Source organism: uncultured Roseobacter sp. (assembly GCF_947499265.1).
In the GTDB taxonomy this organism is placed as follows: Bacteria; Pseudomonadota; Alphaproteobacteria; order Rhodobacterales; family Rhodobacteraceae; genus Roseobacter.
On record NZ_CANMNK010000003.1, the window covers coordinates 583,512 to 609,918 of the forward strand.

22 protein-coding genes are annotated in these 26,407 nt (G+C 62.2%); 12 read left to right on the plus strand and 10 right to left on the minus strand.

Annotated elements, in window-relative coordinates; genetic code table 11:
- Positions 1 to 4: 4 nt before the first annotated feature.
- The 6 genes from Q1A63_RS10805 to Q1A63_RS10830 form a co-directional block, all read right to left on the minus strand.
- Positions 5 to 9,919, minus strand: coding sequence for a DUF6603 domain-containing protein (locus Q1A63_RS10805; RefSeq protein WP_299631503.1), 9,915 nt, complete (start codon positions 9,917 to 9,919; stop codon positions 5 to 7).
- Entirely contained in the window at positions 9,916 to 10,794 is an 879-nt protein-coding gene (locus Q1A63_RS10810; protein WP_299631504.1) for a hypothetical protein, read from the minus strand. Before Q1A63_RS10810 ends, Q1A63_RS10805 begins: the two co-directional genes overlap by 4 nt.
- Before the next feature lie 103 nt (positions 10,795 to 10,897).
- Positions 10,898 to 11,083 carry a hypothetical protein gene (locus Q1A63_RS10815; protein WP_298970540.1) on the minus strand — a complete coding sequence of 62 codons (186 nt, stop codon included), beginning with the start codon at positions 11,081 to 11,083 and terminating at the stop codon, positions 10,898 to 10,900.
- A gap of 519 nt (positions 11,084 to 11,602) precedes the next feature.
- Positions 11,603 to 12,370: a TIM barrel protein gene (locus tag Q1A63_RS10820; RefSeq protein ID WP_299631507.1), complete on the minus strand. Its 768-nt coding sequence runs from the start codon at positions 12,368 to 12,370 to the stop codon at positions 11,603 to 11,605.
- The gene (locus tag Q1A63_RS10825; RefSeq protein WP_299631509.1) at positions 12,367 to 13,017 is read right to left on the minus strand and encodes an aldolase; all 651 of its coding nucleotides are present in this window, start codon (positions 13,015 to 13,017) and stop codon (positions 12,367 to 12,369) included. The genes Q1A63_RS10820 and Q1A63_RS10825 overlap by 4 nt, the downstream gene beginning before the upstream one ends.
- Positions 13,014 to 13,259 (minus strand): nucleotide-binding domain containing protein, encoded by a 246-nt coding sequence (locus tag Q1A63_RS10830; RefSeq protein ID WP_299631511.1) that lies wholly within the window; start codon positions 13,257 to 13,259, stop codon positions 13,014 to 13,016. The genes Q1A63_RS10825 and Q1A63_RS10830 overlap by 4 nt, the downstream gene beginning before the upstream one ends.
- A gap of 199 nt (positions 13,260 to 13,458) precedes the next feature.
- On the opposite strand from Q1A63_RS10830, the gene Q1A63_RS10835 reads away from it, so the two are divergent.
- The gene (locus tag Q1A63_RS10835) at positions 13,459 to 14,268 is read left to right on the plus strand and encodes an aspartate dehydrogenase (RefSeq protein ID WP_299631513.1); all 810 of its coding nucleotides are present in this window, start codon (positions 13,459 to 13,461) and stop codon (positions 14,266 to 14,268) included.
- 16 nt (positions 14,269 to 14,284) lie between these two features.
- On the opposite strand, the gene Q1A63_RS10840 is transcribed toward Q1A63_RS10835, so the two are convergent.
- Together Q1A63_RS10840 and Q1A63_RS10845 are read right to left on the minus strand one after the other, a co-directional pair.
- Positions 14,285 to 15,307 (minus strand): Gfo/Idh/MocA family oxidoreductase, encoded by a 1,023-nt coding sequence (locus Q1A63_RS10840; RefSeq protein WP_299631515.1) that lies wholly within the window; start codon positions 15,305 to 15,307, stop codon positions 14,285 to 14,287.
- The gene (locus Q1A63_RS10845; protein WP_299631517.1) at positions 15,307 to 16,395 is read right to left on the minus strand and encodes an isocitrate/isopropylmalate family dehydrogenase; all 1,089 of its coding nucleotides are present in this window, start codon (positions 16,393 to 16,395) and stop codon (positions 15,307 to 15,309) included. The genes Q1A63_RS10840 and Q1A63_RS10845 overlap by 1 nt, the downstream gene beginning before the upstream one ends.
- A gap of 134 nt (positions 16,396 to 16,529) precedes the next feature.
- Here Q1A63_RS10845 and Q1A63_RS10850 point away from each other — a divergent pair, with 134 nt between their 5' ends.
- The 11 genes from Q1A63_RS10850 to ureG all read left to right on the plus strand — a co-directional run bounded on the left by Q1A63_RS10850 (position 16,530) and on the right by ureG (position 23,988).
- Positions 16,530 to 16,820: a putative quinol monooxygenase gene (locus tag Q1A63_RS10850; RefSeq protein WP_298970526.1), complete on the plus strand. Its 291-nt coding sequence runs from the start codon at positions 16,530 to 16,532 to the stop codon at positions 16,818 to 16,820.
- Positions 16,817 to 17,623: an N-acyl homoserine lactonase family protein gene (locus Q1A63_RS10855; protein ID WP_298970524.1), complete on the plus strand. Its 807-nt coding sequence runs from the start codon at positions 16,817 to 16,819 to the stop codon at positions 17,621 to 17,623. The genes Q1A63_RS10850 and Q1A63_RS10855 overlap by 4 nt, the downstream gene beginning before the upstream one ends.
- A 162-nt stretch (positions 17,624 to 17,785) precedes the next feature.
- Positions 17,786 to 18,601 carry an urease accessory protein UreD gene (locus Q1A63_RS10860; RefSeq protein WP_299631520.1) on the plus strand — a complete coding sequence of 272 codons (816 nt, stop codon included), beginning with the start codon at positions 17,786 to 17,788 and terminating at the stop codon, positions 18,599 to 18,601.
- Between the two features lie 3 nt (positions 18,602 to 18,604).
- The gene (locus Q1A63_RS10865; RefSeq protein ID WP_298970521.1) at positions 18,605 to 18,907 is read left to right on the plus strand and encodes an urease subunit gamma; all 303 of its coding nucleotides are present in this window, start codon (positions 18,605 to 18,607) and stop codon (positions 18,905 to 18,907) included.
- Between the two features lie 9 nt (positions 18,908 to 18,916).
- Positions 18,917 to 19,222, plus strand: a complete 306-nt coding sequence (locus Q1A63_RS10870) for an urease subunit beta (RefSeq protein ID WP_298970519.1) — start codon at positions 18,917 to 18,919, stop codon at positions 19,220 to 19,222.
- A 28-nt stretch (positions 19,223 to 19,250) separates the two neighbouring features.
- Positions 19,251 to 20,072 (plus strand): cyclase family protein, encoded by an 822-nt coding sequence (locus Q1A63_RS10875; protein WP_298970517.1) that lies wholly within the window; start codon positions 19,251 to 19,253, stop codon positions 20,070 to 20,072.
- On the plus strand, positions 20,072 to 20,509 hold the full coding sequence (locus tag Q1A63_RS10880; RefSeq protein ID WP_298970515.1) for a lysozyme inhibitor LprI family protein: 438 nt from the start codon (positions 20,072 to 20,074) through the stop codon (positions 20,507 to 20,509). The genes Q1A63_RS10875 and Q1A63_RS10880 overlap by 1 nt, the downstream gene beginning before the upstream one ends.
- Positions 20,510 to 20,523: 14 nt before the next feature.
- Positions 20,524 to 22,233, plus strand: a complete 1,710-nt coding sequence (gene ureC / locus Q1A63_RS10885; RefSeq protein ID WP_298970513.1) for an urease subunit alpha — start codon at positions 20,524 to 20,526, stop codon at positions 22,231 to 22,233.
- 9 nt (positions 22,234 to 22,242) lie between these two features.
- Positions 22,243 to 22,728 (plus strand): urease accessory protein UreE, encoded by a 486-nt coding sequence (ureE, locus tag Q1A63_RS10890; RefSeq protein ID WP_298970511.1) that lies wholly within the window; start codon positions 22,243 to 22,245, stop codon positions 22,726 to 22,728.
- Entirely contained in the window at positions 22,718 to 23,359 is a 642-nt protein-coding gene (locus Q1A63_RS10895; RefSeq protein WP_298971563.1) for an urease accessory protein UreF, read from the plus strand. The genes ureE and Q1A63_RS10895 overlap by 11 nt, the downstream gene beginning before the upstream one ends.
- A complete protein-coding gene (gene ureG, locus Q1A63_RS10900; protein ID WP_298970509.1) occupies positions 23,356 to 23,988 on the plus strand; it encodes an urease accessory protein UreG in 633 nt (210 codons plus the stop codon). The genes Q1A63_RS10895 and ureG overlap by 4 nt, the downstream gene beginning before the upstream one ends.
- A gap of 34 nt (positions 23,989 to 24,022) precedes the next feature.
- On the opposite strand, the gene Q1A63_RS10905 is transcribed toward ureG, so the two are convergent.
- Positions 24,023 to 24,481 carry a (2Fe-2S)-binding protein gene (locus tag Q1A63_RS10905; protein ID WP_298970507.1) on the minus strand — a complete coding sequence of 153 codons (459 nt, stop codon included), beginning with the start codon at positions 24,479 to 24,481 and terminating at the stop codon, positions 24,023 to 24,025.
- A 119-nt stretch (positions 24,482 to 24,600) separates the two neighbouring features.
- Entirely contained in the window at positions 24,601 to 26,259 is a 1,659-nt protein-coding gene (locus Q1A63_RS10910) for a hypothetical protein (RefSeq protein WP_298970505.1), read from the minus strand.
- Between the last annotated feature and the right edge of the window lie 148 nt (positions 26,260 to 26,407).

Sequence of the window (26,407 nt, forward strand, 5' to 3'; positions counted from 1 at the left end):
TTTCCTATTCTGCCTGCGTCACGCGCAGATTGCCGGGGGCCTTCCAGGCAGCGGTTACAGTCTTGGTGCTCTGCCCCGACAGCGTTTCGAGATCGAGCCGGATGGCGTTGTTCAAGAGCCGCGCAATCAGTTGATCCGCCGTGATCCGGCCCGCGATGATGCCATCCAGCCGGTCGTCGGTGCGCCCGCCCAGGCTAACCGAAAACGGCCTGTCGGCTTTGGCGTTCAGACTGTAGACAATCAGCGTTTTGCCGTCGAAGGGCACTAGCTGCGGCGCGGCATCCGAGGCCTCGATGCCATCAAAATGCACCGCCAGGGTCTCAAGATCTGCCGGGTCGACCGTGCCCTCGATCATGATGGCAAGGCTCTGCGCGCCACGGTCGAAGCTAGTTTCGACCAGGGCCGTTTGATCGGTCAGATCGCGCGCCTGCATCCATCCGCAGCCTGCGCGTTTGCCGGCGCGGGCGCGGCTGGCCCCCTCGGCCCGCACAAATCCGCCTGAACAGCGCGCCATGCCCCGGCCCAGATAGGCAACCTGCGTGGTCTCCAGCCATCCCGCGATGTCTCCCGGCGCGGGTTCTTCGCCCGCCAGCACTGCGAAAGAACGGCTTTCAGACGGCAATTTGACCCGGCTGGCGTCAAGCTGGTTCAATATGACCTGACCTGCCGCGCCGATGACCACCAGACGCGCGGCCCCTTTGATGCTCAATTCGCCAGCCGTCGGGAAGCGCACCGTTCCGTTTGCGCCCGGCAGATCGTAGACCGCGATTTCGCCAGCATTGAGCGCGCGGCTGTCCCCGTGCCGGGCCGCCCCCGCTTGCACCATGTTTTCGACGGCTGCGAGTGTTTTTCTGTCAACTGCCCCCGCGCCCGTCCTGCCAGCGGAGAATGCGGCCACGGGCGACAGTGTTTCCGGAACAGTGGCAGCAGCGACCAGCGTCTTGTCGATCTTGGGTGCCCCGATCTGCGCGCGCAGCAAAACCGGTGCGGTGCGGGACGCCTGAGCGGTCCCGGCCACCACGGGCGGTGCGATCCGCTGGTATTTTTCGCTATTGGCCGTGACGCGCGTGACCTTTGTGACCGCATCGATGGCCGTCCCGCGCGCCGCGCGCGATGGCTGCACCATATAGCCACGCAACCGGGCCTTGCCAAAACTCACCGTCCTGGTTGTCAGCCCCTTCTTCGGTACCACACGTTTGCGCCCGGCGGCGGCGGACCCGACGATACGCTCCGACAAAAGCCCGACGCGCATCGGTGCCGCACGCTCGCGCGCCCAGGACCGTTTCGCTGTTGGCTGACGCGCAGCACCATGCCAATCGGCGGCAATCCGGGGCATTTTCTGATCCCCCATCGCGTTGAGCAAGGCCCGCTGCTCCTGCGCCTCGCGCACGAGGGCCGCCCGCAACGACCCCGCCGCACGCAGGGGCAGTGGTTTGCGGTCACCCGGTTCAACCTGCTCAAAGGCAACGCCGCCCGATGCATCATTGGGGATGCGTTTGGAGCGCACCGATTTGAAGCTGATATCGATCCCTTCGGTGGCGGAAATCACATCGCCCTTGGGCAGTTTCTTGGCATCGGTATCCTGTGGCGGCCCCCAGACCCCGATGGGGAATTTCCCGGTTTGGCGCGCGGTCGGGAAGATCTTGGTCGGGGCGTTCAAAGAGGCCGGACCACCATCGATGCGCGTCAGACGCATGGTCAGGATGATGTCATCCACGGTCTTGCCGGAGGGCGCCACGCCGAGGTTCGGTTTGGCCCCTGTGGGCACCCCGATCCCGTCACAATCGATGCCGGTCAGCGGGATGGTGCTGGTGAAGGAGAGCTCAAACTCGCTAGTGACATCAAAAGGATGCGCGATGGAACCATCGGCGCTGCCCGCTTCGTCACCATCCTCCGACGCCGGTGGAATGGCCCCTTTTCCGGCGATGCCGCTCATCGCCCGCGCGCGATTGCCGGGGGCAAGTTCCAGATATTTCTCGGCAAAGGCCGTCCAGGCGATGAGCTGTGCTGGCACCGGGCTGCTGTCGCCAAAGCGGACCCGGATGTCGATGGGGCCGACCTCGACCCGTGCCGTGCCGTGGAATTCCGGGCCGCGCACTTCGATATAGGCGCCAAGGCTGAAGGACAGCTTGATCGTGCCCAGGAAGGTCTTGATCCGGATGCCTGCCGAGACCCGCGCATGGGCGTCGGCCTCATAGCTGAAGGGGTCAAAATAGACGATGGCGTTGCCGCCAAAACTCAGATGCGCAAAGGCGGGCCCAAATTTTGCACTGGCCTCAAAGAGGCCGCCTGCCATGATCGCCTCGGAGGTCAGGGCGAAATAGGTCTCCGACTTGATGACGATGTTGCTGGAGACGGACCAGTTGAAGCCAAGGCGCGGTACCACCGGGTAGCCGTCACGCTGAAAGCTTGGGTGATAGCCGCCCAGCGTCAGGACGAATTGCCCGGCCTTATCGCCTTTGAACCAGCTGACATAGGCAAAGCCCCCCGTCAGCCGCGCGGATTTGTGAAGCAGCCAGGAGTTATCGGTGAGCTGCGCCTGTATCCAGATCACGCCCTCTTCGGTGGAGAAACGTGCCAGCAGGCCCAGTTCGATGGAGACCAGCGCCACCTCAGGCCGGGGCAGCGCCATCCGCGCCAGCCCGAAGATCGACAGCTCGAACCCCTGCCCGAACTCCACCGCGACCACGGCGATGCCGTCGACCAGCGCAAAAGAGGTAAAGCTGATGCCTGCCGCGAACCAGAACTTGCCTTTCTTTGCCGGGAAATTCCCGCGGATGACCATCAGATCCTCCGACAGGTTGCCGCCCGGGCTGAACGCGGGATCCAGCGCCTGGATCATGATGAATTCGTCGAAATCACCCGGGCTGGTGGGCGGGATCAGATCGCGGTTGATCCCGAAGCCACCGCCGATGCCCGTCAGGAAAAATGCCGGTGCCCCACCGATTGGGCCCAGCACCGCACCATAGACGAAAAACGCCGTATAGGGGTCGTCGCCCTTGACCGCCGAATAACCGCCGTAGAGCGACAGCCCGTAGGTGCCAAAGCGCGCGGCCAGCATGCCGATGTAATCGATGCTCTTGACCATCTCCGTGCCCGTTGGCGTGGTAACCGGGACATCGGTTTCGAATTTGCGCAGCCCCCCCGCCAGCACCACGCCGGACATATCCGCCGAGACCGCAAGCCCCGCAAGATCCACCGCCCAGGAGGCCGGGTCAAAAATACCGCCGCTATCAAGCCGGTAGCGCAGTTCCAGATCATCCACCGCGGCCTGCAGCCCGGCGATGGAGACATTGCCATCAAAGAGCAGGGAGATGGATTGCAGCGTATCATCAGCGATCTGCGAACCGAGGCCGATCTGGTCGATGTAGATCGGACCGAACTGGCTGCGGATGGGCAGCCACCAGGGGCCGTCACCGTCACCTGCGCTGAAGCGGAATGCGATGTCTCCACCAGGCTTGGACTGCACGGAAAACGCGGGGCTGAAGGCGGGAGCAAGGGCCGCGTCGCCCTCATTTGTCTCGGCCAGCATGCCCTCGGCAACCGCATTGCCGCCCTCCTCGCTACCGGTCTCGCCGCCCACCGCCACGGCCAGATCGGAGAGCTGCACCTGCGCACCACCCAGCTTTTCGGTACTGGACAGACGCGCAAAGCCGTGCAGGGCAATCGACCCGATCGCAATGGGGCTATCCAGCAGCGGCGCGTTTGACCGACCGATCCTCAGACCAACCCCATCGACTGACAGCGTCGGTTCGAAATCGAGGCCGCCCATGCCCAGTTTCAGCAGCCCGATTTTCAACCCCGCGGTGGGCCCGCCAATGATCCAGCGGCTGTCGTTCTCCAGCCAAAGCGCAATGTCACCCTCGACGATGGGCAGACGATCCCTGACGCTCAGACTGAACCCGACGACACCGCCGGGTTTGGCGAGACCGATATCAAGCGCGCCATCAATGGTAACGGTGGGTTCGGCATCCGCGATGTTGTCAATCAGCGTGATCACACGCGCCAGCTTATCCTCCAGCAGATCGGAGGCCTCCTCATCCTCGCGCAGGATCACGCGGAAGAAATCGGCATCAAGCCCACCGCCGGGTTTGAGCAGCACACCGGTGAGCATGTCTTCGAGCTTGAGGTTCCTGGCCGGTGCGCCGATGGGCTTGTCCAGCACCTCCCTGACCGGTGGCAGTTCCAGCAGGAAGGTGCCGACCAGATCGATGGCAAAATGCATGATGCCGCTGGCGATCTCATCGGGGGTATTGGTGCCGAAGCCGAGGTCGAATTTTCCAGGGGTAAGGTTGGTTTCGAAATCATAGCGCAACGTCAGCGCTTGGCTATTTTCTGGATCAACCGCCAGCCCGATGGACACCGACGGCACCGCCACCGTGCTGCCCACTTCCAGCGCGAAAACCGGATAGAGCTCGATCCCGCCCCCCAATGGGATGGTCGCGGGCCCCACGCCCACCTGCATCCCCGCAACCCCGGTGGCGTCAAAGCGCAGCGCGGCAGAGACGGTGTTTGCAAAGGGCACAAGCAGAATATTCGCGCCCACCTCGACCGAAATGGGGCTGGCGTGGAAGGTCACATGCAGAGTTGATCCGGGTGTCCCGGCATCGGCGATCTCAAGACGCGCACCGGCATTCATCGGGGTGGGTCCGACGCCCAGTGGGACCACCGACACGCCGTCAGGCAGGGCATCATCCAGGCGCAGGAGCCCTGATGCCATGAGCTGCGGCCAGCGAGTCTCCAGCGTTCCGGCCGGGTCCGTCACCCAGGCCACCATCGCGGGCCCGTCGAAGTTGCCCCCCTGGCGCAGGAGCAGCGCATCACCGATATCGGCGATCAGATTGCCCGCGGGCGTGTTCGTCGCGACGATGGCATCCAGCGCTGCTGGCAAGGCCGCGGTGACCCCGGCGGTGGCCAGTTGCGCAAGGCCCGCCGGGTTGGGGTATATTTCCAGATCGGTGCCTGCGCCATCGCGCATGAACAGGCTGACGGCACCGCTGGCGACGCTCAGATGCACCGCGCGCTGTCCGACCGTGCCACCGCTCAGCCCGACAAAAACGGCGATGGCGGGCAGCACCCGGCCATCGAGGTCGATATGGATGCCGACGGCGCCACCAAAATCAACATCCGCCGCTGGCATGAAGAGCGTCGGGTCGAGCGTGAATTCGAGCACCAGACCGCTGGCATTGCGGGCGCGCACCCCGATGCCGGGCGCGATTTCCCAGGTTCCGGGTGCCCCTGAGAGCCCCACCAGAGGTTTCAGCGCATCAATCAGCGCGATCACCCGGTCAGGCTGCACCGTTTTCCCATCAAGCGTGCCCAGCACCGTCCCGCGTCGCAACCACGCACCGGGGTTTAGGAACATCAGCGGCGGGATCACCACGCGCGGGGTACCGCCTGAGCTGTCGAGCAGCCCAAGACCGGTCAGGGCGGCGTCGATGATTGGGCGCACCCCGGGATCGGACTGTCGGACCCCTTCAAGGATGCGCGCGAGCGCGGTGGTCGCCATGGCCGGGAAGGCCGTTTGCGCCAGCCGCATCACATCCGGCGCAGGCCAAAGCGGCACGCTGGGTGGCAGGCCGCCCAATGCCTCGGCCTCTGCGGTGCCCAGATGCAAGGTGGCCGCAAAGGGGGCCAGGGGCACGTTGACGTGCGTCTCCTCCTCTGCGCCAAGACGCAATGCCGCTGCGGTCACACCCGCCTGCCCAATCTTTCCGGACACCGCCCATTCCGAGAAAACCGGCATGCCGGTGGCCCCTGAAAGCGTCACCGTCATCTGCCGCGCCACCGGGTCGAAGCTGATGCCCGTGGTGTCCCCGGTGATATCCGCGATCAAGGTCATCAGACGGTTGCGCAACGCAGGATCGGCCAGCAGATCCTGCAGGCGCGCCGCGGGATCATCCAACCAGTTGGACAGCGACAGCGGGTCCAATCCGTCGCCCGCCCCGAGAACGCCTGCTGCCCGCAGGGCGTCAGCAACCTTGGCCAGCGCCGGATCCGCTGCGGTCGCCAGTTGGGTGAACACCTGGGACAGCAAATCCTGAATTTCCGGCGTGCTGGGGGCGGCCAGCCCTTCGATGCCTAGATCACCATCGGCAAGACCGGGCGACAGCACAAGCCGTGGGAAGCTGCGATCATGGATGCGCACGCCGTGCAGAGTAATCTGCGCGCGGTTCAGGGCCGGGTCCGCCGCACCACCCAGGGTAAGGCTCAGATCGATCTCGATGGAGCGCAGCTCCAGATCAAGCGGCAGCGGCGCGGCCTGTGGCCCGCCGATCAGCCACCCGCTGCTATGGCGCAGTTCCAGCGCAGCGGTGATGGTGCGCGCCTGTCGCGGGGCGATGGCCGGTGCCCCGGACCCAAATTCGAGATCGACGCCGACGATTTCGGCCAAACCGTGCCCTTGCACCACCAGTCCCGTGGCCGCGGGCGCGCTGGAAAGCGGCACCCAAGCCCCCAAAGACGCAGATGTGATTTCCTGCAGCTCACGGCGCGTGCTCCGCGTCTGGGCATTGAGGCTGAGACCCGATGCAACCGTGGCGCTCAGCGCGCATCGGATTGTATCCGCATCCAGCGCCCCGTAGACAAGGTGCAGCGCCAGATCGCCGCGTTTGGTGCCGGTCCAGCCCGCAGGCAGCGCCAGATCGGCCACAGCCATGGCACGATCACCGAGGTATCCCGCGATCAGCCGCCGGGCGCGGGCAAGGTCGTCATCATCAAGCTCGCCCGCGTCCTCCTCCGGCATGAATTCCGCAAGGCGGCGCAGCATCTCCGCCTCAACCGCGGGCAGCGGCAACGGCACCTGTTCGGCGACGACCGGCTGACCAATTGTCACCAACCGGTTGATCCCGCTGCCCATGGCGTCGAGCGCCAGCCAGCAGGCATGCGCCGCCGCCGCATCCGCAACCACGGTGACATCTGGCCGTGCCGCCATAAGGGACAGACCGTGACGCAGCCGCGCCACCTGCCCCGCCACACCATCCGCGTCGCCCGAAGGCAAACGCGCTGCATCGCGCGGGGCCAACAACAGATGCCAGGTGCCCGCCTGTGACGACAAAGGCGTGAACGCCAACGGGTCACGCCCCGCCTCGCGCATGTCCAGCACACGGGCGGGATCAAGCGCGGGGTCCATGGGTGCATCGGGCCGGATGACCTGCACGTTGATCCGCGTGGCAGGGGCCGCGCCGACAATAGGGGCAAGATCAAGGCTCTCGAAAATCGCAGCTGCGGTCTGGTTCTGGATCAGATGCACCGTCGCCCCGGGAATGGCGACAGCGGGCGCGCGGACCTGCCCGTCGCTGCCCTGCCATAGGCCTGCAAGACCGTGCAACCCGGCGCTGACGGCGTCTTGCGCCAGACCGGCGCCAAAGGGTCCGGCGATCTGGGAAAACTCGCTGAGGATGGCCTGCGCCAGTTTCCCCGGCTCCAGCCCGGCATCCCCCGGACGCCACCGTCGCAGCGGCAAGGACAAGAGCCCATTGGGCGTCGGCAGCGGCGCATCGGGTTGTCGCCAGACCGCAATCGCGGGCATATTCGGCGCCTCCGACAGCTTGATCCGCCAGGGGTCGGTGATCGTGCCCGTGCCACTGACGTTGAACTGCGCCTCGGGACGGCCCGACAGGAACCGCGCCAGCGGCTGCAATTGTTCCTCGACCTTGCTCTCAGCGTCCGCAAGAATGCGCGCGAGCCAGCTCCGCAGCGCATTTTCCGTATCCGATATCAGTTCTGCCAACCGCAAACGGTGCCGCCGCGGATCGCCCAGCACCGGCGCGGACCTGCGCCAGCCGACCGCTTCGATCAGATCGTTGAGCCAGTCCTGACCGATCTGCTGTGCCAGATGCGCCAGCAGCCGTTCCAGCGCGTCCCATTGTGAATTGGTGATCGATGCAATGGCCTGCGCCACCCCGCCGGAAAAATCAGGAATGTCGATCGGCAGTTGCAGCCCGTCAATGTAAATCGCTGGTTTGGGTGCCTCATAGCCCACATCAAGCCCGGTATCCGGCGTCCAGCCTGCGCGCAGGCCGAGGTGATCGACCTCGAACCGGAAACCACCCTGATCGGTGCGCAACCGTCCCCCGCCCCGGGCGCGGCCCAGAGCCCGCACGGAGACTTCCGGCAGGAACCCGGCGGCACCACTGTCCAGATCGAGCGCCACGATGCCAGCGCGCACCCGCGTCTCAAGGACCGTGCAGCGCTCACCCAATGTGTCGATCTGTCTGAGAAATCCAAGCCCGATGACCAGCCGCGCGGCAGCGTCACGCCAGACCGCCACGTGCAGACCTGCGACCAGTGGCAGGACCCAAGGTGCTGCATCCGTACCCGATCCGGTCACAGCCCCCGGCGTTGCGTCGCCGGTGAGCAGTTCGCGCAAACTGCTCAGCACGGCGGGCACATCGGCGATGTGGCTGTTCAGCACCGCCTCCCAATGCGCCCGCAAGCGCCCGAGCGGATCGCCGAGGAATTCCAGCAGATCAATACGCGGATATCCCGCGCTGGCCCCGGGCGGGGCCTGCCACCCCAGCATGATGGCGATCAGATCCCCGGCTGGTCCAAGGGTGCCCAGCACCTCGCTCAAGGCGTCGGTGATCGCCTGTGCTGCTGTTGCGGCCAAAGCCTCCGGGTTTGTCAGATCCAATCGTGGATGCGTGGTGCTGAAAAGGGTGACATCCAGCAGTTCCAGCACCAGCACCGGCCTGCGCGCCGCGTTGAGACCGAAGCCCACGACCAGCGTGTCGACCGAAACGTCGGGCATGACCACGCCTGAGAGATCAAACCGCGCCTCTGCCCGGAGGTTTGGCACGGCCACGGCGGTGCCCAGGCCAAGATCGACGCGCACCAGATCCGCGCGCAGGGACACCTCCGCCGGGCCATCCCGCAGCCCAAATGCGGTGGTGAGCGTGAGCGTCGGTTTGCCGGATGCGCCCGCTTCGGCTCGCAAGCCAATCCTGACGACCGCGGAATCGACTGTCAGCAAAACCTCGTGGCCCTGCACCGTGGCACCACCACCAAACACGTCCGCCAGTGCCTGCAGCCAGGCCGCGCGCCGCGCGGCGTCGCCCAGCACCTGCGCCAACCAGTCGCCAAATGCATCGAGACCGCGGTTGAAGATATCCTCTACCGGCAAGGATGGGATCACCGGATCGCCATCCAGACCGATCAGCTTGGCAAAAGCCTGAATTTGCGCCCCTGCTGCGGTGCCGACCTTTGCCTGCAGCAACCCAATGATCAGCTCCAGCCCCGCATCCCGCAGGCTGTCAGGGTCGGTCAGCGATAGCGTCAGGTCGCGCCCCGTGGCCTCGCCCGGCAATTGCAGCCCGCGCAGACTAAGGCCCACCTTCGGATCACCATCGGCGGCGAAGGTGGGGATCAGCAGCCGCAACCCGACGGCCTGCAAACGGGCCTCCCCGGGAGGCGCCGGGGTGTCGGACACGGTGACTTCGCTGCTGATCGCGACGAACCCGCCCCGCTGGCGGATCAGCTCGGGGCTGGACGGCGCTGGCCCGCTTTTCGCCGCGCGAAACAGGGGAAACATCAGGGCGGATTGGCTGACCGCCAGCGGCGCGCTTGTATTGAAACGCACCCCCAGAAACAGATGCACCTCATCGATGGGCGTGTTTTCAGAAACCGGGGTGTCGTCCGCAACGACAAAGAAACCGATCTGTGACCCGCCGCCCAGATCTTCGGAGAAGAGCTCGATCCATAGCCGATCTTCAGCGTCCCGTTCGGTTTCGCCGCCGCGCATGGTCGCGACAAAATCAAACAGCGCCTGGCGCTGCGTATCATCGGCGAGCATTGTTTTCAGGTAGGCTTCGGGATCGCCCAGCCAGTCGCTGTTGAATTCGCCATCAGAACCAACCAGCCCCAACGCACGCAGCAGATCGGCGGTTTCGCCAAAGTCATCCGGCGAAAAGGCGTTCATCGCAGATCCTCCTTGAAGACAAACCGGGCCTGGCTTTCCACCACAAGACTGCCGCGCCGGGCCGTGAGGGCGCGCGGAATCAGGCGCTGGTTCTGCACGTCGCGACCGGAGGCCCCCGCAAGGCTCTCACTGGCAGAAATCAAGGCACCATGGGCCAGCGCGATCAGCGCTTCGCCCCAGACCTGCGCCACGACAGGGTTGCCCGCGGGCCTGTCCGTTGTGGCCATCACCAGACCGGTCAGACGCTCTTCGCTGCCTACGGCAAAGGGGATTTGCATTGTCGCACGCAGCTTGTCGGCCTCGACCTTGATATCGACCCGCACCAGCCCCTCGGTCAGTGTCGCCTGGATTTGCGATGCATGCACAACCAGCTGGTTGATCCCATCGTCCCAGATGACACTGTCCTGATCCTCGCAGATCCGCACCGCTGCCAGTTGCAAAAGCTGCGTCAGCCCCTTGGTCGTGACCGGCAGGTCAGCCCCCTTCTTACCCGTCTTGATCGGAACTTTGGGCAATGCATCGGGGAGGTTTTTGCGCAGCTGATCCATGAGGGATGTGGTGACAAAATCCAGCTGATTGGTTTTGGGCAGGTCAGGCCGCGTGATCACCGACCCCAGTATCTCGGTCAGGTCGTTGGGCTTGACGATATTGCCGATGAAATCGCCCAGATCTTCAAAGACCGGCGGCTTGTCCCGCACAATAACCAGATCGTCGATGCGAATGTCATCCAGCCGTCCGACCTCGTCGAGGATGTTCTCAAATCGTCTGCGAAAACTGGCCGAGGCACCGGGCACCCTGCCCAGATCCCGCAGCCGCGTGCCCGAGACAGCAGCGCCCGGCGTGAACCCTGGTCGTGATGTTGGCCGACGCACCATGGCGATTTCCCCAAATCAAGAGGCGCAGGTCCAGCGGTGTAAAACAGCCCGTTTCAAAGGCAGTTGATGACGCCGCACCCAAGCTGGCAGCGGCGGTACTTCGTTATTTGCGAAATGCGCTCAAAATCAGCTGCGCGACAAAACCAAGTACCAACCAAGTAAAAATGAACCCCACCAGTTCCAGCGCAAAACTGCCCCACTTGAAGTAGAGCTGTGCGACAATGAGAGCGACGGTGAAGGGGATAAACTCGCGTTCCAGAATGTCTTTGAGAGCAAATGTTTTGAGCAAGGAATACACTTAAAAACGCCCCACCGGTCTGAAAATTAGATCTTATTCAACCTCAAGTTAACGTGGCGGCAAGTGTTTCAGTCAAGGAATTATTTCACCGCTCCACCAGGGCCTCTGAACGACACCTCATCTGAAAATACGGCAGAACGTCAGCGACACAGCAATGCGTTGGAACGCAGACGGAAGCGTGGTTATAGGCGAAGGTCCAGACAAACGTGTCGGGTTTCTCACCTATGGAAATACTCCTAACAAAATGCAATTAAAATAAAATTCATTGGTTTAAAGGCTATACCTCATCCAGAAGAATACGCCCGGTGACCGGACCGATTTCAAAATCAAGCGAGCAATTTGGCAGGGCGATAATATCCGCCAGTGAAGTTCACCAATGGACATCAGATCGGCGCGGAAAGATGCGTTAATTTTTTATCGTCCACGCCGCAATCGCGCTGGCGCAGCTGTTGCAGGCGCGCTTGTTGCCGCCGAAACTTATCGCCTGGGCGATTCTCCGAACGCGCGATCTTAGCGCTTGAGCGACTGCATCCAGCTCAACGTCTGCTCGGTGGGCGCCGTGGGCTTATACTCTGCGCCCAAGGGGCGGTCATACCCCAATCCCGCGATAACCTCGAAGATATGGTCAAAATTAACTTCGCCGTGATCAGGTGTCCCCCGATCAGGCACGCTGGCGAACTGTATGTGGCCAATGATCGGCAGCAGGGCGTCGAGCCGATGGCTCAAATCACCTTCCATCAGCTGCACATGATAGCAGTCAAACATGAGCTTCAGATTATCCGCGCCCACCGCTTCGATGATGTCGCGCGCCTGCTCGGTCGTTGTCAGAAAATAGCCTGGGGCATCGTAGTGATTGAGCGGCTCGATCAGGATGGTGATGCCCAGCGGGGCGGCTTTCGCGCAGGCATAGCTCAAGGCGGATGTGAAACAGGCCTCAGCCGCATCGCCCTGCGCGAAGCCTGCCATCACATGCACAGCACCTGCACCGGTTTGCTGCGCGTATTCCAGCGCCTCGTCGATGGCTTCCCGCGCCTCCGTTTCGCGACCGACAAGCGCGCTGAGACCGTTTTCACCCGTGTCCAGGTTTCCCCGCCGCGTGTTCAGCCCCAACATCGGCAGGCCCGTTTCCTCGAGCGCAGCGGCGACCTCTGCGGCGCGAACCGCATAGGGCCAATGGCATTCGACCGCATCAAACCCGGCGGCTTTGGCCGCGCGAATGGCATCCGGCAGCGGCCTGTCTGCCCAAAGAAACCCGAGGTTGGCGGAAAATCGGGTCATGCGTCCCACTCCACGTCAAATTGGGTCACAAGATCGTTGACCTGCGCGGCGCTCAGCATGTTTGCATCAAATCCGCGCATCAGCATGGCCAGGCGCGCGGTGTCCTCAAGCTCTTCGATGGCATTGCAGGCCGCCTCCACATCCTTGCCCGCCACCACCGGCCCGTGGTTGGCCAACATCACAGCGCTCCTTTTGCCCGCCAGCCCGCGCACTGCCGCGCCCATCGCCGGATCGCCGGGCAGAAAGAACGGCAGCAGCTTGACCTTGCCCAGTTTCATGATCGCGTAGGGCGTCATTGGCGGCAGGAAATTGTCAGGATCCACGCCCGGCATCATCGACCAGGCCACCGAATGGCAGGAATGCAGGTGCACCACGGCACCGGCACCTTTGCGCGTGTCATAGAAGGCGGAATGCAGGGGCATTTCCTTGGTCGGAGCGTCGCCGCCAATGAGCGTTCCCGAGGCGTCGAAGTGGCTGAGCCGCGCGGGATCGAGCCGTCCGAAACTGGTGCCCGTTGGCGAGACAAGCAGCCCGCCATCCGAGGTGCGCGCCGAAATATTACCGGTGCTGCCGCCGGTCAGCCCCCGATCAAAGAGGGATTTCGCCAGCAAACACATTTGTTCACGTAGTTTGGTTTCGTCGGTCATGGGGCCTCAAGAACGTTGAACACATGCGCAAAGAAGTCTTCGGCGCCTAAGTTGCCGGATTTCGACGCCAATGCAATGGGATGACCACCGCTTTCGCCTGTGATCCAGAGGATGCCTGGCGCAAATTCCGCACAAATGTCACGACGGTAGATGCCCAGCGCTTTGGTCATGAGCCCCGCAGCTCGCCCTACCTGCAGCAACAAACCGGCGCGCGCGAAGACCCCGGGCGGCCATCCAGACACGCGTTTTTCCCGCCATTTAACGCACCGATCTTGGTAAGCGCAGCATCGGCTTCGTCGCCGCCTTTTGTGATATCTCAAATGAACAAACGATTTCTCCCATGGATTGCTGCGCATGTTCCCCGGTGGTCTGGTCAAATCACGTCGCCTGTCGGCGCATTTGCGGATACACAGGTTTTCAGCCCCCGGATGGAGATTTTCTATGCACCTGGCGATCATCGGATATGGCAACATTGCGCAAACGGCAGTTGCCTGGCTGGCGCACCGACCGGTCGCACGTCTGACCGTGCTTGTGCGGCCCGCACGCGTGGCCGCTCTGGAAGAGGACGCTGCGCTCAGCAAAGCCGCGTCTCGGGCGAGCGTCGTCGGCACCATCGATGAGCTGTTGCAGGCAAAACCTGATCTGGTTGCGGAATGCGCTGGCCACCAAGTTGTTGCGGAGCATGGTCCACGGATTTTGCGCGCGGGGCACGATCTGCTGCTGGTCTCGATCGGAGCGCTGGCGGATCAGGGGGTGGCGGATCAGTTGCGATTGGCTGCAGAAGCGGGATCCGCTCAGATGACCCTGCCCTCCGGTGCCATCGGCGGCATTGACCTGTTGGCAGCATTGGCGCTGGCAGGAGAGGTGCAGGTGAGCTACCGGGGCACAAAACCGCCCGCAGCCTGGGCCGGGACACGCGCCGAAGAAGTCTGTGATCTGTCGGCATTGACCTCGCCGCAGGTGTTCTTTGAGGGCACCGCCCGAGAGGCGGCGATGGCCTATCCCAAGAATGCAAATGTCGCCGCGACCCTGGCGCTTGCCGGTGCAGGATTTGACAGCACGCGCGTCTCGCTGATCGCCGATCCGGCAGCGACCGGCAACCAACACGCCTATGAGGTTTCAAGCCCGGCGGGCGGCTTTGCGATGACCATCGACAACGCCGCATCAGCAGGAAATGCGAAGACATCTGTTGCCACGGTCTACAGCGTGCTGCGCGAGATTAACCGCAAACGGGACGCCATTATGATCTGATGGGTCGCTGGATCCTCTACCACAGCTCAATTTTCTGACCGGTTTCAGCAGATTGGTAGATCGCATTCTTGATACGGATGACCTCCAGATAATCGCGGGCTTCGTTTTCGAACGCGCCCCGTCCCAGTACACCTTGCACCACGTGGTTTTGCAGGTGATAGACGCAATCGCCGCCGAACCCCTCCCAGGTGTCCGGCGGTAGGACCATCTCGACCTCCATGCTGCCATGCGGTCGCAATCTCACCGACCCATCGCCCAGCAGGGTCAAGACACCCTCTGTCCCTTCAAAGAGCGCCTCGCCCATGGTGCGGCGCTGATTGTCCGCCAAATGGTCGCAATGCCGGTTGCCATCAAATAGCGCGCGCACCCCATTCGGATGATCAAAGAGAACAAATCCCGCGTCCTCCCCCCGAATATCAGGGTTGATTTGCCGCAAATCCGCGTAGACCGCGCCGGGATTGCCGAAGAGGAAGCGGAATGTGTCGATCCAATGCACCCCGGTTTCGTGGATCAGGAATTTCGGCATCTGCTGAAAATAGGGCTGCCGGTCGAGATAGGCGTCCGGACCCTGCCCATCGCCGGGGCGCAGCCGGAAACTGGCCTGTAGCGGCGTGCCGATGCGCCCGCTGGAAATCTCGGACTTGATGGCGCGGTACCAGGGCATAAACCTGAAGTTCTCATGGATGATCAACCGCGCACCGCTGTGTTCGGCGAGAACCGTAAGGGATGTGGCCTCCTGCAAATCCTGACAAAACGGCTTCTGGCAGATGATCGTTTTGACCCCGGCATCCAGCGCCAGGAGCACCGCGTCCCGATGCGCCACCGGCGGCAGGATGATGTCGAGGATATCCGGCCTGGTCGCGGCCAGCATCTGGTGCAGGTCATCGAAGGCCGGAACCCCGGTTGCCTGCGCTGCTGCGATCTGACGATCTGCGGATCCCACACAAGTGACCTCCGGCAACCGCGCCCAGGCTCCGTAGTGAAACTGGCTGAAATACCCCGCACCGACGCAAGCGACCCGAAGAGCAGTATCAGACATCAGCTCTCCCTCAAGGCCGTTGCCACGGCGGTGGCAGCTTCGGTCGTCGTCGCTGATCCGCCCAGATCCCCGGTGAGCACAGTGCCTTGGGCAATCACCGCTTCGGTGGCCGTGCGCAACCGGACGCCGTCTGCGGCCATCACCGCATGATCATACCGCAGGCCCAGCCATTCCAGCATCATCGCGCCGGAGAGGATCATCGCCAGCGGGTTTGCGATCCCCTGCCCGGCAATATCGGGCGCCGACCCATGGCAGGGCTGGAAAACCGCATGGTTGAGCCCGATGTCCGCAGAGGGCGCCACGCCCAGCCCCCCCATCAACCCGGCACCAAGATCAGACAATATGTCGCCAAACATGTTTTCCGTGACCAGCACATCGAAATCCCACGGCTTTTGCACAAACCACAAGGCGGTCGCATCCACATAGGCATGATCGCTGGTCAGATCCGGATGTCTGGTCGCCTCGGCATCGAATAGCTCGCGGAAAAAGGCGAAGGCGCGGAACACATTCGCCTTGTCCACACAGGTCACACGGCCAGCGCTGCGCCCGGTCTCCTTGCGCGTGCGGGCCAGATCGAAGGCAAATTTGAACAGGAGCTCCGACGTTTCGCGTGTGATCAGCAGGGTTTCGCGGGCCTCGTTCTCGGTAACCTCGCCACAGCCCTGCGTGTGAAAGAGACCCTCCGTGCTCTCGCGGATCAGGACAAAGTCGACCTCACGGCCTTCCGGCATGTTTAGCGGCGTCTTTTGACCCGGGAAAATGCGAACAGGGCGCACGCCTGCAAACAAATTCAACGCTTTGCGTAGGTCGATCTGTGGCGAAATTTCGGTGCCATCGGGATAGCGCACGGACGGCAAGCCCATGGCCGAGAGCAGAATCGCATCCGATTGCCGTGCGGTCTCCATCGACGCATTTGGTAGGGAGTCCCCCGTCTCCGCGTAATGCGCCGCCCCCGCCGCACAGTCGGTGAACGCCAGCTGGTAGCCAGAGGTTTGTGCCAGGTCGCGCAGCAAACTCACCGTGGGCGCCATGATCTCCGGGCCGATCCCATCGCCGTGAAAGACTGCGATGTCATAATTCTTTTTCATTGATCTTTGCGCCTCTTGGTGTGTGCTATGCATCCAGTCTCAATAAAGCATCTGAGGGGATGACATATATCGCCACTTTAATGTATGCATTAATTTATACGTAAGCCTGACCCGATCTACAAGTAAGGATTGATATGTTCGCTGTTGTCGTCACTTTTTCAATCAAAACGGAGCATTTGGCGGCGTTCATGCCCTTGATGACAGAAAACGCGTCCACCTCGCTGCGGGAGGAACCGGGATGTCGCCAGTTTGACATTGCAACGGATCCGGCGCGCCCGGGCGAGGTTTTCCTTTACGAGCTTTACGACAGTGCGGCGGCATTTGATGCGCATCTCGCTTCGGCGCATTTCAAATCTTTCGACGCCACCGTCGCCGATATGATTGCGGAGAAATCCGTGAAAACCTACGGAAAGGTCCTGCAATGAGCGATTGGGAAGTCTACGCCATCAAATACGCGGACCGGAACAGCCGCACGCGGCGCGAGAGTTTCATTTTCGACGATAATCACGATGCGCCGCACCCAATGGACTATTTCATGTGGGTATTGCGGCGGGGGGCAGAGGTTATTCTGGTCGACACCGGTTATGATGCGGCGGAGGCGACCCTGCGGGACCGCCCGATCCGGCAGGACCCGGCGGCCTCACTTGCGCCGCTTGGGCTCAGGCCCGAAGATATCACAACCGTGATCGTGACCCATCTGCACTATGATCACGCGGGTGGGTTGCACCTCTTTCCCAATGCGAGACTCCATATGCAGGCGGCGGAGATGGCCTATGCCACCGGGCCCTGCATGTGCCATGACACGCTGAAGATGCCCTTCACCGCCGGGCACATCTGCGAAGCGGTCACGCGCCTCTACGCCGGGCAGGTGATCTTTCACGAGGGTGATGGCGAGGTTGCGGAGGGGGTCACGGTTCATTGCATCGGCGGCCATAGCCGCGGGTTGCAGGCCGTGCGCGTGCGCACCTCTGCCGGGTGGCTGGTGCTGGCGTCGGATGCAGCGCACTACTATGAAAATGTCTTTGCGCGCAAACCCTTCCCCATCGTTGTGGATCTGCAAAACATGCTGGATGGGTTCGACACGTTGGCGCGGCTCGCCACCCGCGCCACGCTGATTGTCCCAGGCCATGACCCGCTTGTCACGCAGGCCTTTCCCCCAGCCATGGCGGCGCATATCTGGCGGCTCGATCACGGCCCTGACAAACCCAGCCTGATCGGTGGCACGTGATGCGTCGCGCTGTGACGCGGGTTAATCTTCACGCGGTGCACAAATAACAGGCGGAAATCCTGACAGCTGTGCAGATCATCGATCTCATCTATGGTCAAACGACAATTCCCATGTGACATTAACCATTGGAAAGTTGACGCCCGAAGGCCACTGAAATTGCTCATGCGCACCACGACATCGCTGGACCAGCCGCGCGCCATCGGCGCCGCGATGGTATCCAGCAAAACGCGTGCGCACCGGTCTTATATCGACGGCTTGCGCCAATCCGGCGCGCTGAAACTGCTCTTTCCCCGGACCACGGGCCCGCTTGAGGCGATCTTGATCAACACCGCCGGCGGCATCACCGGCGGTGACAGCTTCACCATCTCCGGCACGGCGGGAGAAGGGTCAGAACTGACACTGACCACCCAGGCCGCTGAACGCGCCTACCGGGCCCAGCAGACGCAAACCGGCCAGTTGGAAACGCATCTGACTGTCGAAAGCGGTGCCCGTCTGAACTGGCTGCCGCAGGAAACCATCCTCTATGAGGGAAGTGCCCTGCGCAGGCGCCTCGAGGTGGAGATTGCCGCCGGGTCGCGGTTTCTGATGGTCGAACCGGTGCTCTTTGGCAGACGCGCGATGGGCGAAGATGTCCACGACATCCATTTTGAGGACCAGATCACGCTCCGACAGGAGGGCACCGTGATCTACCGCGACGGGGTGTGCCTCTCTGGCGACGCCGCAGCACAGCTTGATCGCCCGACCATCGCGGGCGGCGCGCGCGCCATGGCCAGCCTTGTCTTCGTCGCACCGGAAGCCGAAGCGCATGTTGCCCCACTGCGCGACCTCATCGGCTCGACCGGCGGTGTCAGTCTGCTGCGCCCGGGCGTCTTGGTGGCCCGGCTGCTGGCGGAGGACGGCTTTCATCTGCGCAGGCGTCTGGTGCCCATGCTCGACGATCTGACCCAAAACCAACTGCCCAAAAGCTGGAGACTGTAAGCCATGCAGCTGACCCCCCGTGAAAAAGACAAACTGCTGGTCGCCATGGCTGCCGAAGTGGCGCGGCGCCGTCTGGCGCGTGGTGTAAAACTGAACCACCCCGAAGCCATCGCCCTGATCACCGATGCCGTGGTTGAGGGAGCACGCGACGGAAAATCGGTTGCTGACATGATGCAGGCGGGTGCAGAGGTCATCACCCGCGATCAATGTATGGCAGGGGTGCCGGAGATGATCCACGATGTACAGGTCGAGGCGACTTTTCCCGACGGTACCAAGCTTGTCACCGTGCATAATCCGATCAGGTAGGAGACGCTGATGATCCCCGGAGAACTCATGGTCGCCGAGGGCGACATCACCCTGAACGAAGGCGCCGACGCCATCACCCTGATGGTGGCCAATACCGGTGACCGGCCGGTGCAGGTCGGCAGCCATTATCACTTTGCCGAAAGCAACCCGGCGCTTGATTTCGACCGCGCCGCGGCACGGGGCATGCGGCTGGATATTGCCGCGGGCACCGCCGTGCGGTTTGAGCCGGGCCAGCGCCGCGAGGTGCAGCTCATTCCGCTCTCCGGCGCGCGCCGCGTCTTTGGGTTCAACCAACACATCATGGGCGATCTGTGATCGTTCAAACCTTGGAGGAGGAAAGACCATGTGTGATATCTGTGTGATCAATTCGGTGAAGGAACGAATGCTGTCGCGGCGTGACTTCTTCAAAACCAGCGCTGTCGTCGGCGCGGCTGCAGCACTGGGCACGGTCGCAACGGCGCCGCCCGCTCTGGCGGCCGGTCATGGCGGCGTCTTCGACATGACCCACAAGCTGAGCCCCGAATTCCCAACCTTCTTTGGCGTGCCGGGCATCTCGACCGAGCAGCCATTCAACTTTGCCGAACATGGCTTCAACCTGCTCAACCTGAGCATCAATGAACATACCGCCACCCATATTGATGCGCCGCTGCATTTCTCTGCGGATGGCAATTCAGTGGATGAAATCCCCGTCAGCGACCTTGTCGTGCCGCTCTGCGTGATCGACATTGCCGCGAAGGCCGCGGAAAACCCGGATGCTCAGGTGACGCCCGACGATCTGAAGGCGTGGATTGCCGATCATGGGGCGATCCCCGACAAGGCTTGCATCGCGATGCACTCCGGCTGGGCCGCCAAGACCGCAAGCGCCGACTATGTGGGCAATGACGCAAGCGACGTCAAACACTTCCCCGGGTTCCACATCGAAGCCACGCAGATGCTGCTGGAGGAAACCACGGCTGTGGCAATGGCGGTGGATACCCTGTCGCTGGACCACGGCCCCTCGCCCGATTTCGCAACACATTACGCGTGGCTGCCATCTGGTCGCTACGGTATTGAAAACCTGGCCGGGCTGGATCAGGTGCCTGCGGCGGGCGCCACGCTGGTCGTCGGCGCACCGAACCATGTGGGCGGCACGGGCGGTCCTGCGCGCATCTTTGCGATGGTGTAGTGAGGATCTTGCATCTCATATCACCGGCCGAGGTCAGCGCTGCTACGCTGGCCTTAGTGCTGGTGGTTGTCCATGGGGTGGCGGTCCCTGCCCGTGCACAGGAACTTGATTGCACAAACCCCGTCACGCAAGTGGAAATGACCGGCTGCGCCAGCCGCGCCGCCGAGGCGGCGGACAAGCAGTTGAACGAAACATGGCAACGCGCGGTTGCAGCCGCCAGAGAACGCGATGAGGCAGATCCCGGCTATGAGCCGTCGAGCGAAGAAATCCTGCGCGATGCGCAACGCAGCTGGATCACCTTCCGCGATCAGGCCTGCAGCGCCGAGGCCACGATTGCCCGCGGTGGCACGATGGCAAGCCAGCTGTTTCTGATGTGCCTCGAACGGCTGACGCAGCGCCGCACCGAAGACCTGCACCTATTCACCGAGACAAACTGATCAGGAAGACACCCATGCCCGCCACAATCTCACGCTCCAGCTATGCCGCCATGTTTGGCCCGACGACCGGTGATCGCGTGCGGCTTGCCGATACCGATCTGATCATCGAAGTGGAACGCGATTTCACCACCTACGGCGAGGAGGTCAAGTTCGGTGGCGGCAAGGTGATCCGCGACGGCATGGGGCAATCGCAGGTGACACGCGCGGGCGGTGCGGTCGATACGGTGATCACCAATGCGCTGATTGTCGATCACACGGGCATCTACAAAGCGGACGTGGGCCTGAAAGACGGGCGCATCCACAAGATCGGCAACGCAGGCAACCCCGATACCCAGCCGGGCGTGGATATCATCGTGGGCCCCGGCACCGAGGCCATTGCCGGTGAGGGCAAGATCCTGACGGCCGGTGCGTTTGACAGCCACATCCACTTCATCTGCCCGCAGCAGATCGAAGACGCGCTGCATTCCGGCGTCACAACGATGCTCGGGGGCGGCACCGGGCCCGCGCATGGGACGCTGGCCACCACCTGCACGCCGGGGCCCTGGCATATCGGGCGTATGCTGCAAAGCGTGGATCATTTTGCCATGAACATCGGCGTGTCCGGCAAGGGCAACGCCAGCCAACCGGCAGCTTTGGTCGAGATGGTCGAGGGCGGCGCCTGTGCCTTGAAACTGCACGAGGACTGGGGGACAACACCTGCCGCGATTGATTGCTGCCTCAGCGTGGCCGACGACATGGACGTGCAGGTGATGATCCACACGGATACGCTTAACGAGAGCGGTTTTGTAGAAAACACCGTGGCCGCCATGAAGGGCCGCACGATCCACGCTTTTCATACTGAAGGCGCAGGGGGTGGCCACGCGCCAGACATCATCAAGATCTGCGGCGACGCCAATGTGATCCCCTCGTCGACCAATCCGACGCGGCCTTTTACGGTCAACACGCTGGAAGAGCATCTCGACATGCTCATGGTCTGTCACCACCTCGACAAATCGATCCCTGAAGACGTGGCCTTCGCCGAAAGCCGCATCCGGCGCGAGACCATCGCTGCCGAAGACATCCTGCATGACATGGGCGCGTTTTCGATCATTGCCTCGGACAGCCAGGCGATGGGGCGCGTCGGCGAGGTGCTGATCCGCACCTGGCAGACCGCCGACAAGATGAAGAAACAGCGCGGGCGTCTGGTTGAAGAAACCGGCGAAAACGACAATAGGCGCGTGCGCCGCTACATCGCCAAATACACGATCAACCCTGCAATTGCCCATGGGATCAGCCATGAGATTGGCAGTATCGAGGAAGGCAAACGCGCGGATCTCGTGCTCTGGAACACCGCATTCTTCGGCGTAAAGCCCGAAATGGTGCTGATGGCCGGTACCATTGTCTGTGCGCAGATGGGGGATCCAAACGCCTCCATCCCGACCCCGCAACCCGTGTACACGCGGCCTATGTTCGGCAGCTTTGGCCGATCGGTTGAGCGCTCTGCCGTGACCTTCGTCAGTGCTGCGGCAGAGGCCGCAGGGATCGGCGGCACGCTGGGACTGCGCAAAGACGTCATTGCGGTGAAAAACACCCGGAACATCGGCAAGAAGGATCTGATCCTGAACAACGCACTGCCGGAGATTGAAGTGAATCCGGAGACCTATGAAGTCCGTGCCGATGGTGAATTGCTCACCTGCCAACCCGCCGAGGTGCTGCCGATGGCACAGCGCTACTTCCTGTTCTGAGGGTAACACATGATACCAACTGCTCAAAAGGTGACATCACAGGGCCAGCCCGTGCAGGACCATGTGACGCTTGACTATGATGCCCGTTTTTTGCGCCGCAAGGTGCTGACCACGCAAAGCGGTGCGCAGGTTCTTGTCGATCTGCCCCAAACGACCTCGCTGGCGGATGGGGATAGGTTGGAGACAACGGATGGCGGGTTCATTGGGGTACGGGCCGCGCCTGAGCCCTTGCTGGAGATCACCGGGCACGGCCTGCACCGTATCGCTTGGCACATCGGCAATCGCCACACGCCCTGCCAGATCGAGGAGAACCGGCTTTTGATCCAGCGGGATCACGTCATCGCGCAGATGCTCACGCAGTTGGGCGCGCATGTGCATGAGGTGGTCGAGCCCTTTACACCGGAAGGCGGCGCTTATGGCCATGGGCGGACCCACGGTCATGATCACGATGCCCAACACGGGCCAGACGATCACATACACGCCCATGACCACTGACGCGATCCTGACCCTGACGCAATGGCTGTCGCCGGGGTTTCCGGTTGGCGCATTTGCCTATTCGCACGGGCTGGAAACCGCCATTGAAACCGGCGCGATTACGTCTGTGGATGATCTGGAGACATGGGTCACCGACCTGATCTCCCAGGGAGGAGGTCGATCTGATACCATCATCTTATCAAGTGCTTATCATGCTAACCCTCATGTACTACATCAGGTTGATGAAACCGCCCGCGCTTTTGCCGCCAGCGCGGAGCGCCTGCTGGAGACAGAGCAGCAAGGGGCCGCGTTTTGCAGAACGGTGGACGCAGTTTGGGGCACGGAGCTCGGGGCCTGCACTTATCCGGTGGCTGTCGGACGGGCGGCCTGCGCGCAGGCGATCCCGCTGGAGCTGACCGCGCAGATGTACCTGCACGCATTCGCTGCCAATCTGATCTCCGCCGCGGTACGCCTGGTGCCATTGGGCCAGACCGAGGGTCAGGCGCTGCTGGCCAAACTCGCGCCTCTTATCAGGGCCACTGCCAAGACCGCTGTTTCAGAGCAACTTCACGATCTTCATAGCCATTGCTTTGCCGCTGACATCGCGGCGATGCAACATGAGGTCCAGTATTCAAAGGTGTTTCGAACATGACAAACCTAAACGGCCCCCTGCGCATCGGTATCGGTGGCCCTGTAGGGGCTGGCAAAACAACGCTGACCGCCTGCCTTGCCCGCGCTCTGAGCCCACGCCACTCCATTGGTGTGATCACCAATGACATTTACACGCAGGAGGATGCGGACGCGCTGATGCGCCTGCAAATCCTGCCCCAAGACCGGATTATTGGTGTAGAAACAGGCGGTTGTCCCCATACCGCCATTCGCGAGGATGCCTCCATCAACCTGGCCGCCGTGGCGGAAATGCAGGCGCGACACCCGGACGTCGACGCCATTCTGATCGAAAGCGGTGGTGACAATCTGAGCGCGACCTTCTCGCCGGAACTCGCAGATGTGACGCTCTATGTGATCGACGTGGCGGCGGGCGAGGAAATCCCCCGCAAGGGGGGCCCCGCCATCACCCGGTCGGACATTCTGATCATCAACAAGACAGATCTGGCCCCGCATGTCGGCGCATCGCTGGAGGTCATGGAACGGGACGCGGCAAGAATGCGCGCGGGGCGGCCCTTCATCTTTACAGCGCTGCGCCATGGCCAGGGTGTTGAAAATGTCATTCATGCCCTGCGCGAGGTTTCAGGCTTGGGCATGGTATCGACTGCTGAGTGAAAGCGGGTCGATAACACACTGAATGAACTACAGGTTATGTATCTCGAAGATTTTGCGCGGCGGTCTTTACCGCGGCGCGGATGCGGGGATATGTGCCACAGCGACACAGGTTACCGCTCATCTCTGCATCGATGTCAGCGTCGCTTGGATCCGGCACAGCATCAAGCAAAGCCGCCGCCTGCATGATCTGGCCCGACTGACAGTATCCACACTGCGCGACCTGATGATCGATCCAGGCGGCTTGCACCGCATGTAGGCTTTCGGGCGTGCCGAGACCTTCAATTGTGGTCACCGGCCCCTCGACGTCTGCCGCGGCCAATTGACAGGATCGCATTGCAACCCCACCCACATGCACCGTGCAGGCGCCACATTGCGCAACGCCGCAGCCGTATTTCACGCTGGTGATCCCAAGGGTATCCCGCAACACCCACAGCAAGGGCATATCGTCGGCAACATCCACGTCGTGGTTTGTGCCATTCACGGTTAATTTCATGCCGATCTCATCCTCGCGAATTCAACATCAATTTACGAAATTCACGCGCCGCCAGCAACGACGTCGCAACGTCACAACAGCCCATCAGCAAGTCTTAGAACCCTACAGGGCAGGTCATTTCAGGCGGCGCGAGCCTTGCTGCGGCAGTAGCAGGAGGCGCGGATTGGCACGGTGGCGCGTGCGATCGCCTGATCCAGTTGCAGTTTGATGTGCCGCGCTTCGGTCAATTCACCCCGGTGCACCAGACACTCGTGCAGCCCGTGCAGGGACCAAACGTTGCGCGGGTGTTGGCACGCCCGCGCCAGTGTCTCATCCAAGCCGAGGTCCGCGCGGTACACCGCTTCGGCCTCATCAAAGCGCCCCATCTCCATCAGCAGCGCGCCAAGCGCATGGCGGGTGGGTTGCATCCAGCCCCAGGGCTCATCATAGAGCAGCGCATCATCCAGCGCGACCGAGCGCCGCAGATGCGCGATACCGGCCTCGTGATCGCCGGATTTGAAGGCCAGTTCGCCCTCCATCATCGCCTCACCCACCTTCAGCACATCTGACCCGAAGTTGTTGAAAACCATGCGGGTGTCCTGCATCGCCGCCATAGCGGAAAGGGCTTTGTCACGCTCCTGTCGTGCCTGATCAATGAGACCCTGGTTGGCCAGCGCAATCACCCGCGCCTGCCGCATCGCCGCCGTTGTGTAGCTGTAGAGCTCGGCATCTTCGGGCAAGGGTTCGTCAATGATATGCTGCCACATTCCAAAGCGTATCATGACATGGATTTTCTTCCCCCAGAAGCTCTCAAAGAGATCCGGCAGGTAGCGTACAACCTTGTCGGGCAACATCTCGATCAAGCGCTCGGACGCCTGCAACGCCCTTTCCGGCTGACCCAGAAACATCGCGCCATAGGCCTCAAAATGCACGTTGTGAATGCGGTAAACGGTGTAGAAGTTCTCCGCCCCTGCAACGGCCTCGTATTTCTGGTCAATTTCTGCCGCGCGCGCATTTCGTGTCACCACGTTCTGGTAGTCGCCACACAACACATCGATATGGGTCGCCATATGCACCAGATGCCCGGAATCGGGCACAAGATCGACCAGCCGGTCCCCTTGGCGCAGTGCCTTTTCCGGGAACGGCGACATCTCCATCAGGTGAATGTACATATGCAGCAAGCCGGGGTGATCCCAGGCGCCGGGGAGCGTGTCAAAGGCCTTCTCAAGCGCGGCCTGCGCCTCCAGCGTCGAAGCCCCCTCGCGCGGCTGACCGCTGGGCAGATCCCACAAGAGCCAGGGCGTCCGGTTCATCAACGCCTCGGCAAAAAGGCATATGACGTCGAGATCGTTCGGGTGATCGGCGTAGACCCGGCGCATCGCGTCGGAAAACGCGTCATTCCACGGCGCGAAATCCTCAATCTCCGGATCATCGGGAAAACGGTCCGCCAGCGCCTCGATCAGAGCAACCTCGACAGGCGTAAGATCGGGTTTGAGCTTTTGCGCCTGCGCCAGCGCGTCATGCGCCTCGCGCAGCGTGCTCACCCGCTCTTCGGCTGTGAAAAACTCCCAGGGTTTATTGTAATTGGGCCCAACGGCATAGGCGATGCCCCAATGGGCCAACCCGCATTTGGGATCAGCCGCAATGGCCAGTTTGAAACAGTCGGCGGCGGCTTCGTGATTATAGCCGAACAGCCAGATCAGACCCGTGTCAAAGTGACGTTGCGCCGTCTTTGACGCCGTGGTGATGTGTCGGGCATATGTGCCAAGATCAAAGCCGTCCATTGCAATCCCTTTCATGAATAACGCCCCCGCGTTGCGGCGGGAGCGTATCACGAATTGCGTTTCGCGCCAGATCGTTTGCCTGTACTAAAACTCCACCACAGCCCTGATCGACTTGCCCTCATGCATCAGCTCGAACCCGTGGTTGATCTCGTCCAGTGTCAGC

Excerpts from the sequence above, each read along its gene's own strand:
- Q1A63_RS10805 (WP_299631503.1), bottom strand. The coding sequence starts at position 9,919 with ATGAACGCCTTTTCGCCGGATGACTTTGGCGAAACCGCCGATCTGCTG.
- Q1A63_RS10810 (WP_299631504.1), bottom strand. The coding sequence starts at position 10,794 with ATGGTGCGTCGGCCAACATCACGACCAGGGTTCACGCCGGGCGCTGCT.
- Q1A63_RS10820 (WP_299631507.1), bottom strand. The coding sequence starts at position 12,370 with ATGACCCGATTTTCCGCCAACCTCGGGTTTCTTTGGGCAGACAGGCCG.
- Q1A63_RS10825 (WP_299631509.1), bottom strand. The coding sequence starts at position 13,017 with ATGACCGACGAAACCAAACTACGTGAACAAATGTGTTTGCTGGCGAAA.
- Q1A63_RS10835 (WP_299631513.1), top strand. The coding sequence starts at position 13,459 with ATGCACCTGGCGATCATCGGATATGGCAACATTGCGCAAACGGCAGTT.
- Q1A63_RS10840 (WP_299631515.1), bottom strand. The coding sequence starts at position 15,307 with ATGTCTGATACTGCTCTTCGGGTCGCTTGCGTCGGTGCGGGGTATTTC.
- Q1A63_RS10845 (WP_299631517.1), bottom strand. The coding sequence starts at position 16,395 with ATGAAAAAGAATTATGACATCGCAGTCTTTCACGGCGATGGGATCGGC.
- Q1A63_RS10850 (WP_298970526.1), top strand. The coding sequence starts at position 16,530 with ATGTTCGCTGTTGTCGTCACTTTTTCAATCAAAACGGAGCATTTGGCG.
- Q1A63_RS10855 (WP_298970524.1), top strand. The coding sequence starts at position 16,817 with ATGAGCGATTGGGAAGTCTACGCCATCAAATACGCGGACCGGAACAGC.
- Q1A63_RS10860 (WP_299631520.1), top strand. The coding sequence starts at position 17,786 with ATGCGCACCACGACATCGCTGGACCAGCCGCGCGCCATCGGCGCCGCG.
- Q1A63_RS10865 (WP_298970521.1), top strand. The coding sequence starts at position 18,605 with ATGCAGCTGACCCCCCGTGAAAAAGACAAACTGCTGGTCGCCATGGCT.
- Q1A63_RS10870 (WP_298970519.1), top strand. The coding sequence starts at position 18,917 with ATGATCCCCGGAGAACTCATGGTCGCCGAGGGCGACATCACCCTGAAC.
- Q1A63_RS10875 (WP_298970517.1), top strand. The coding sequence starts at position 19,251 with ATGTGTGATATCTGTGTGATCAATTCGGTGAAGGAACGAATGCTGTCG.
- ureC (WP_298970513.1), top strand. The coding sequence starts at position 20,524 with ATGCCCGCCACAATCTCACGCTCCAGCTATGCCGCCATGTTTGGCCCG.
- ureE (WP_298970511.1), top strand. The coding sequence starts at position 22,243 with ATGATACCAACTGCTCAAAAGGTGACATCACAGGGCCAGCCCGTGCAG.
- Q1A63_RS10895 (WP_298971563.1), top strand. The coding sequence starts at position 22,718 with ATGACCACTGACGCGATCCTGACCCTGACGCAATGGCTGTCGCCGGGG.
- ureG (WP_298970509.1), top strand. The coding sequence starts at position 23,356 with ATGACAAACCTAAACGGCCCCCTGCGCATCGGTATCGGTGGCCCTGTA.
- Q1A63_RS10905 (WP_298970507.1), bottom strand. The coding sequence starts at position 24,481 with ATGAAATTAACCGTGAATGGCACAAACCACGACGTGGATGTTGCCGAC.
- Q1A63_RS10910 (WP_298970505.1), bottom strand. The coding sequence starts at position 26,259 with ATGAAAGGGATTGCAATGGACGGCTTTGATCTTGGCACATATGCCCGA.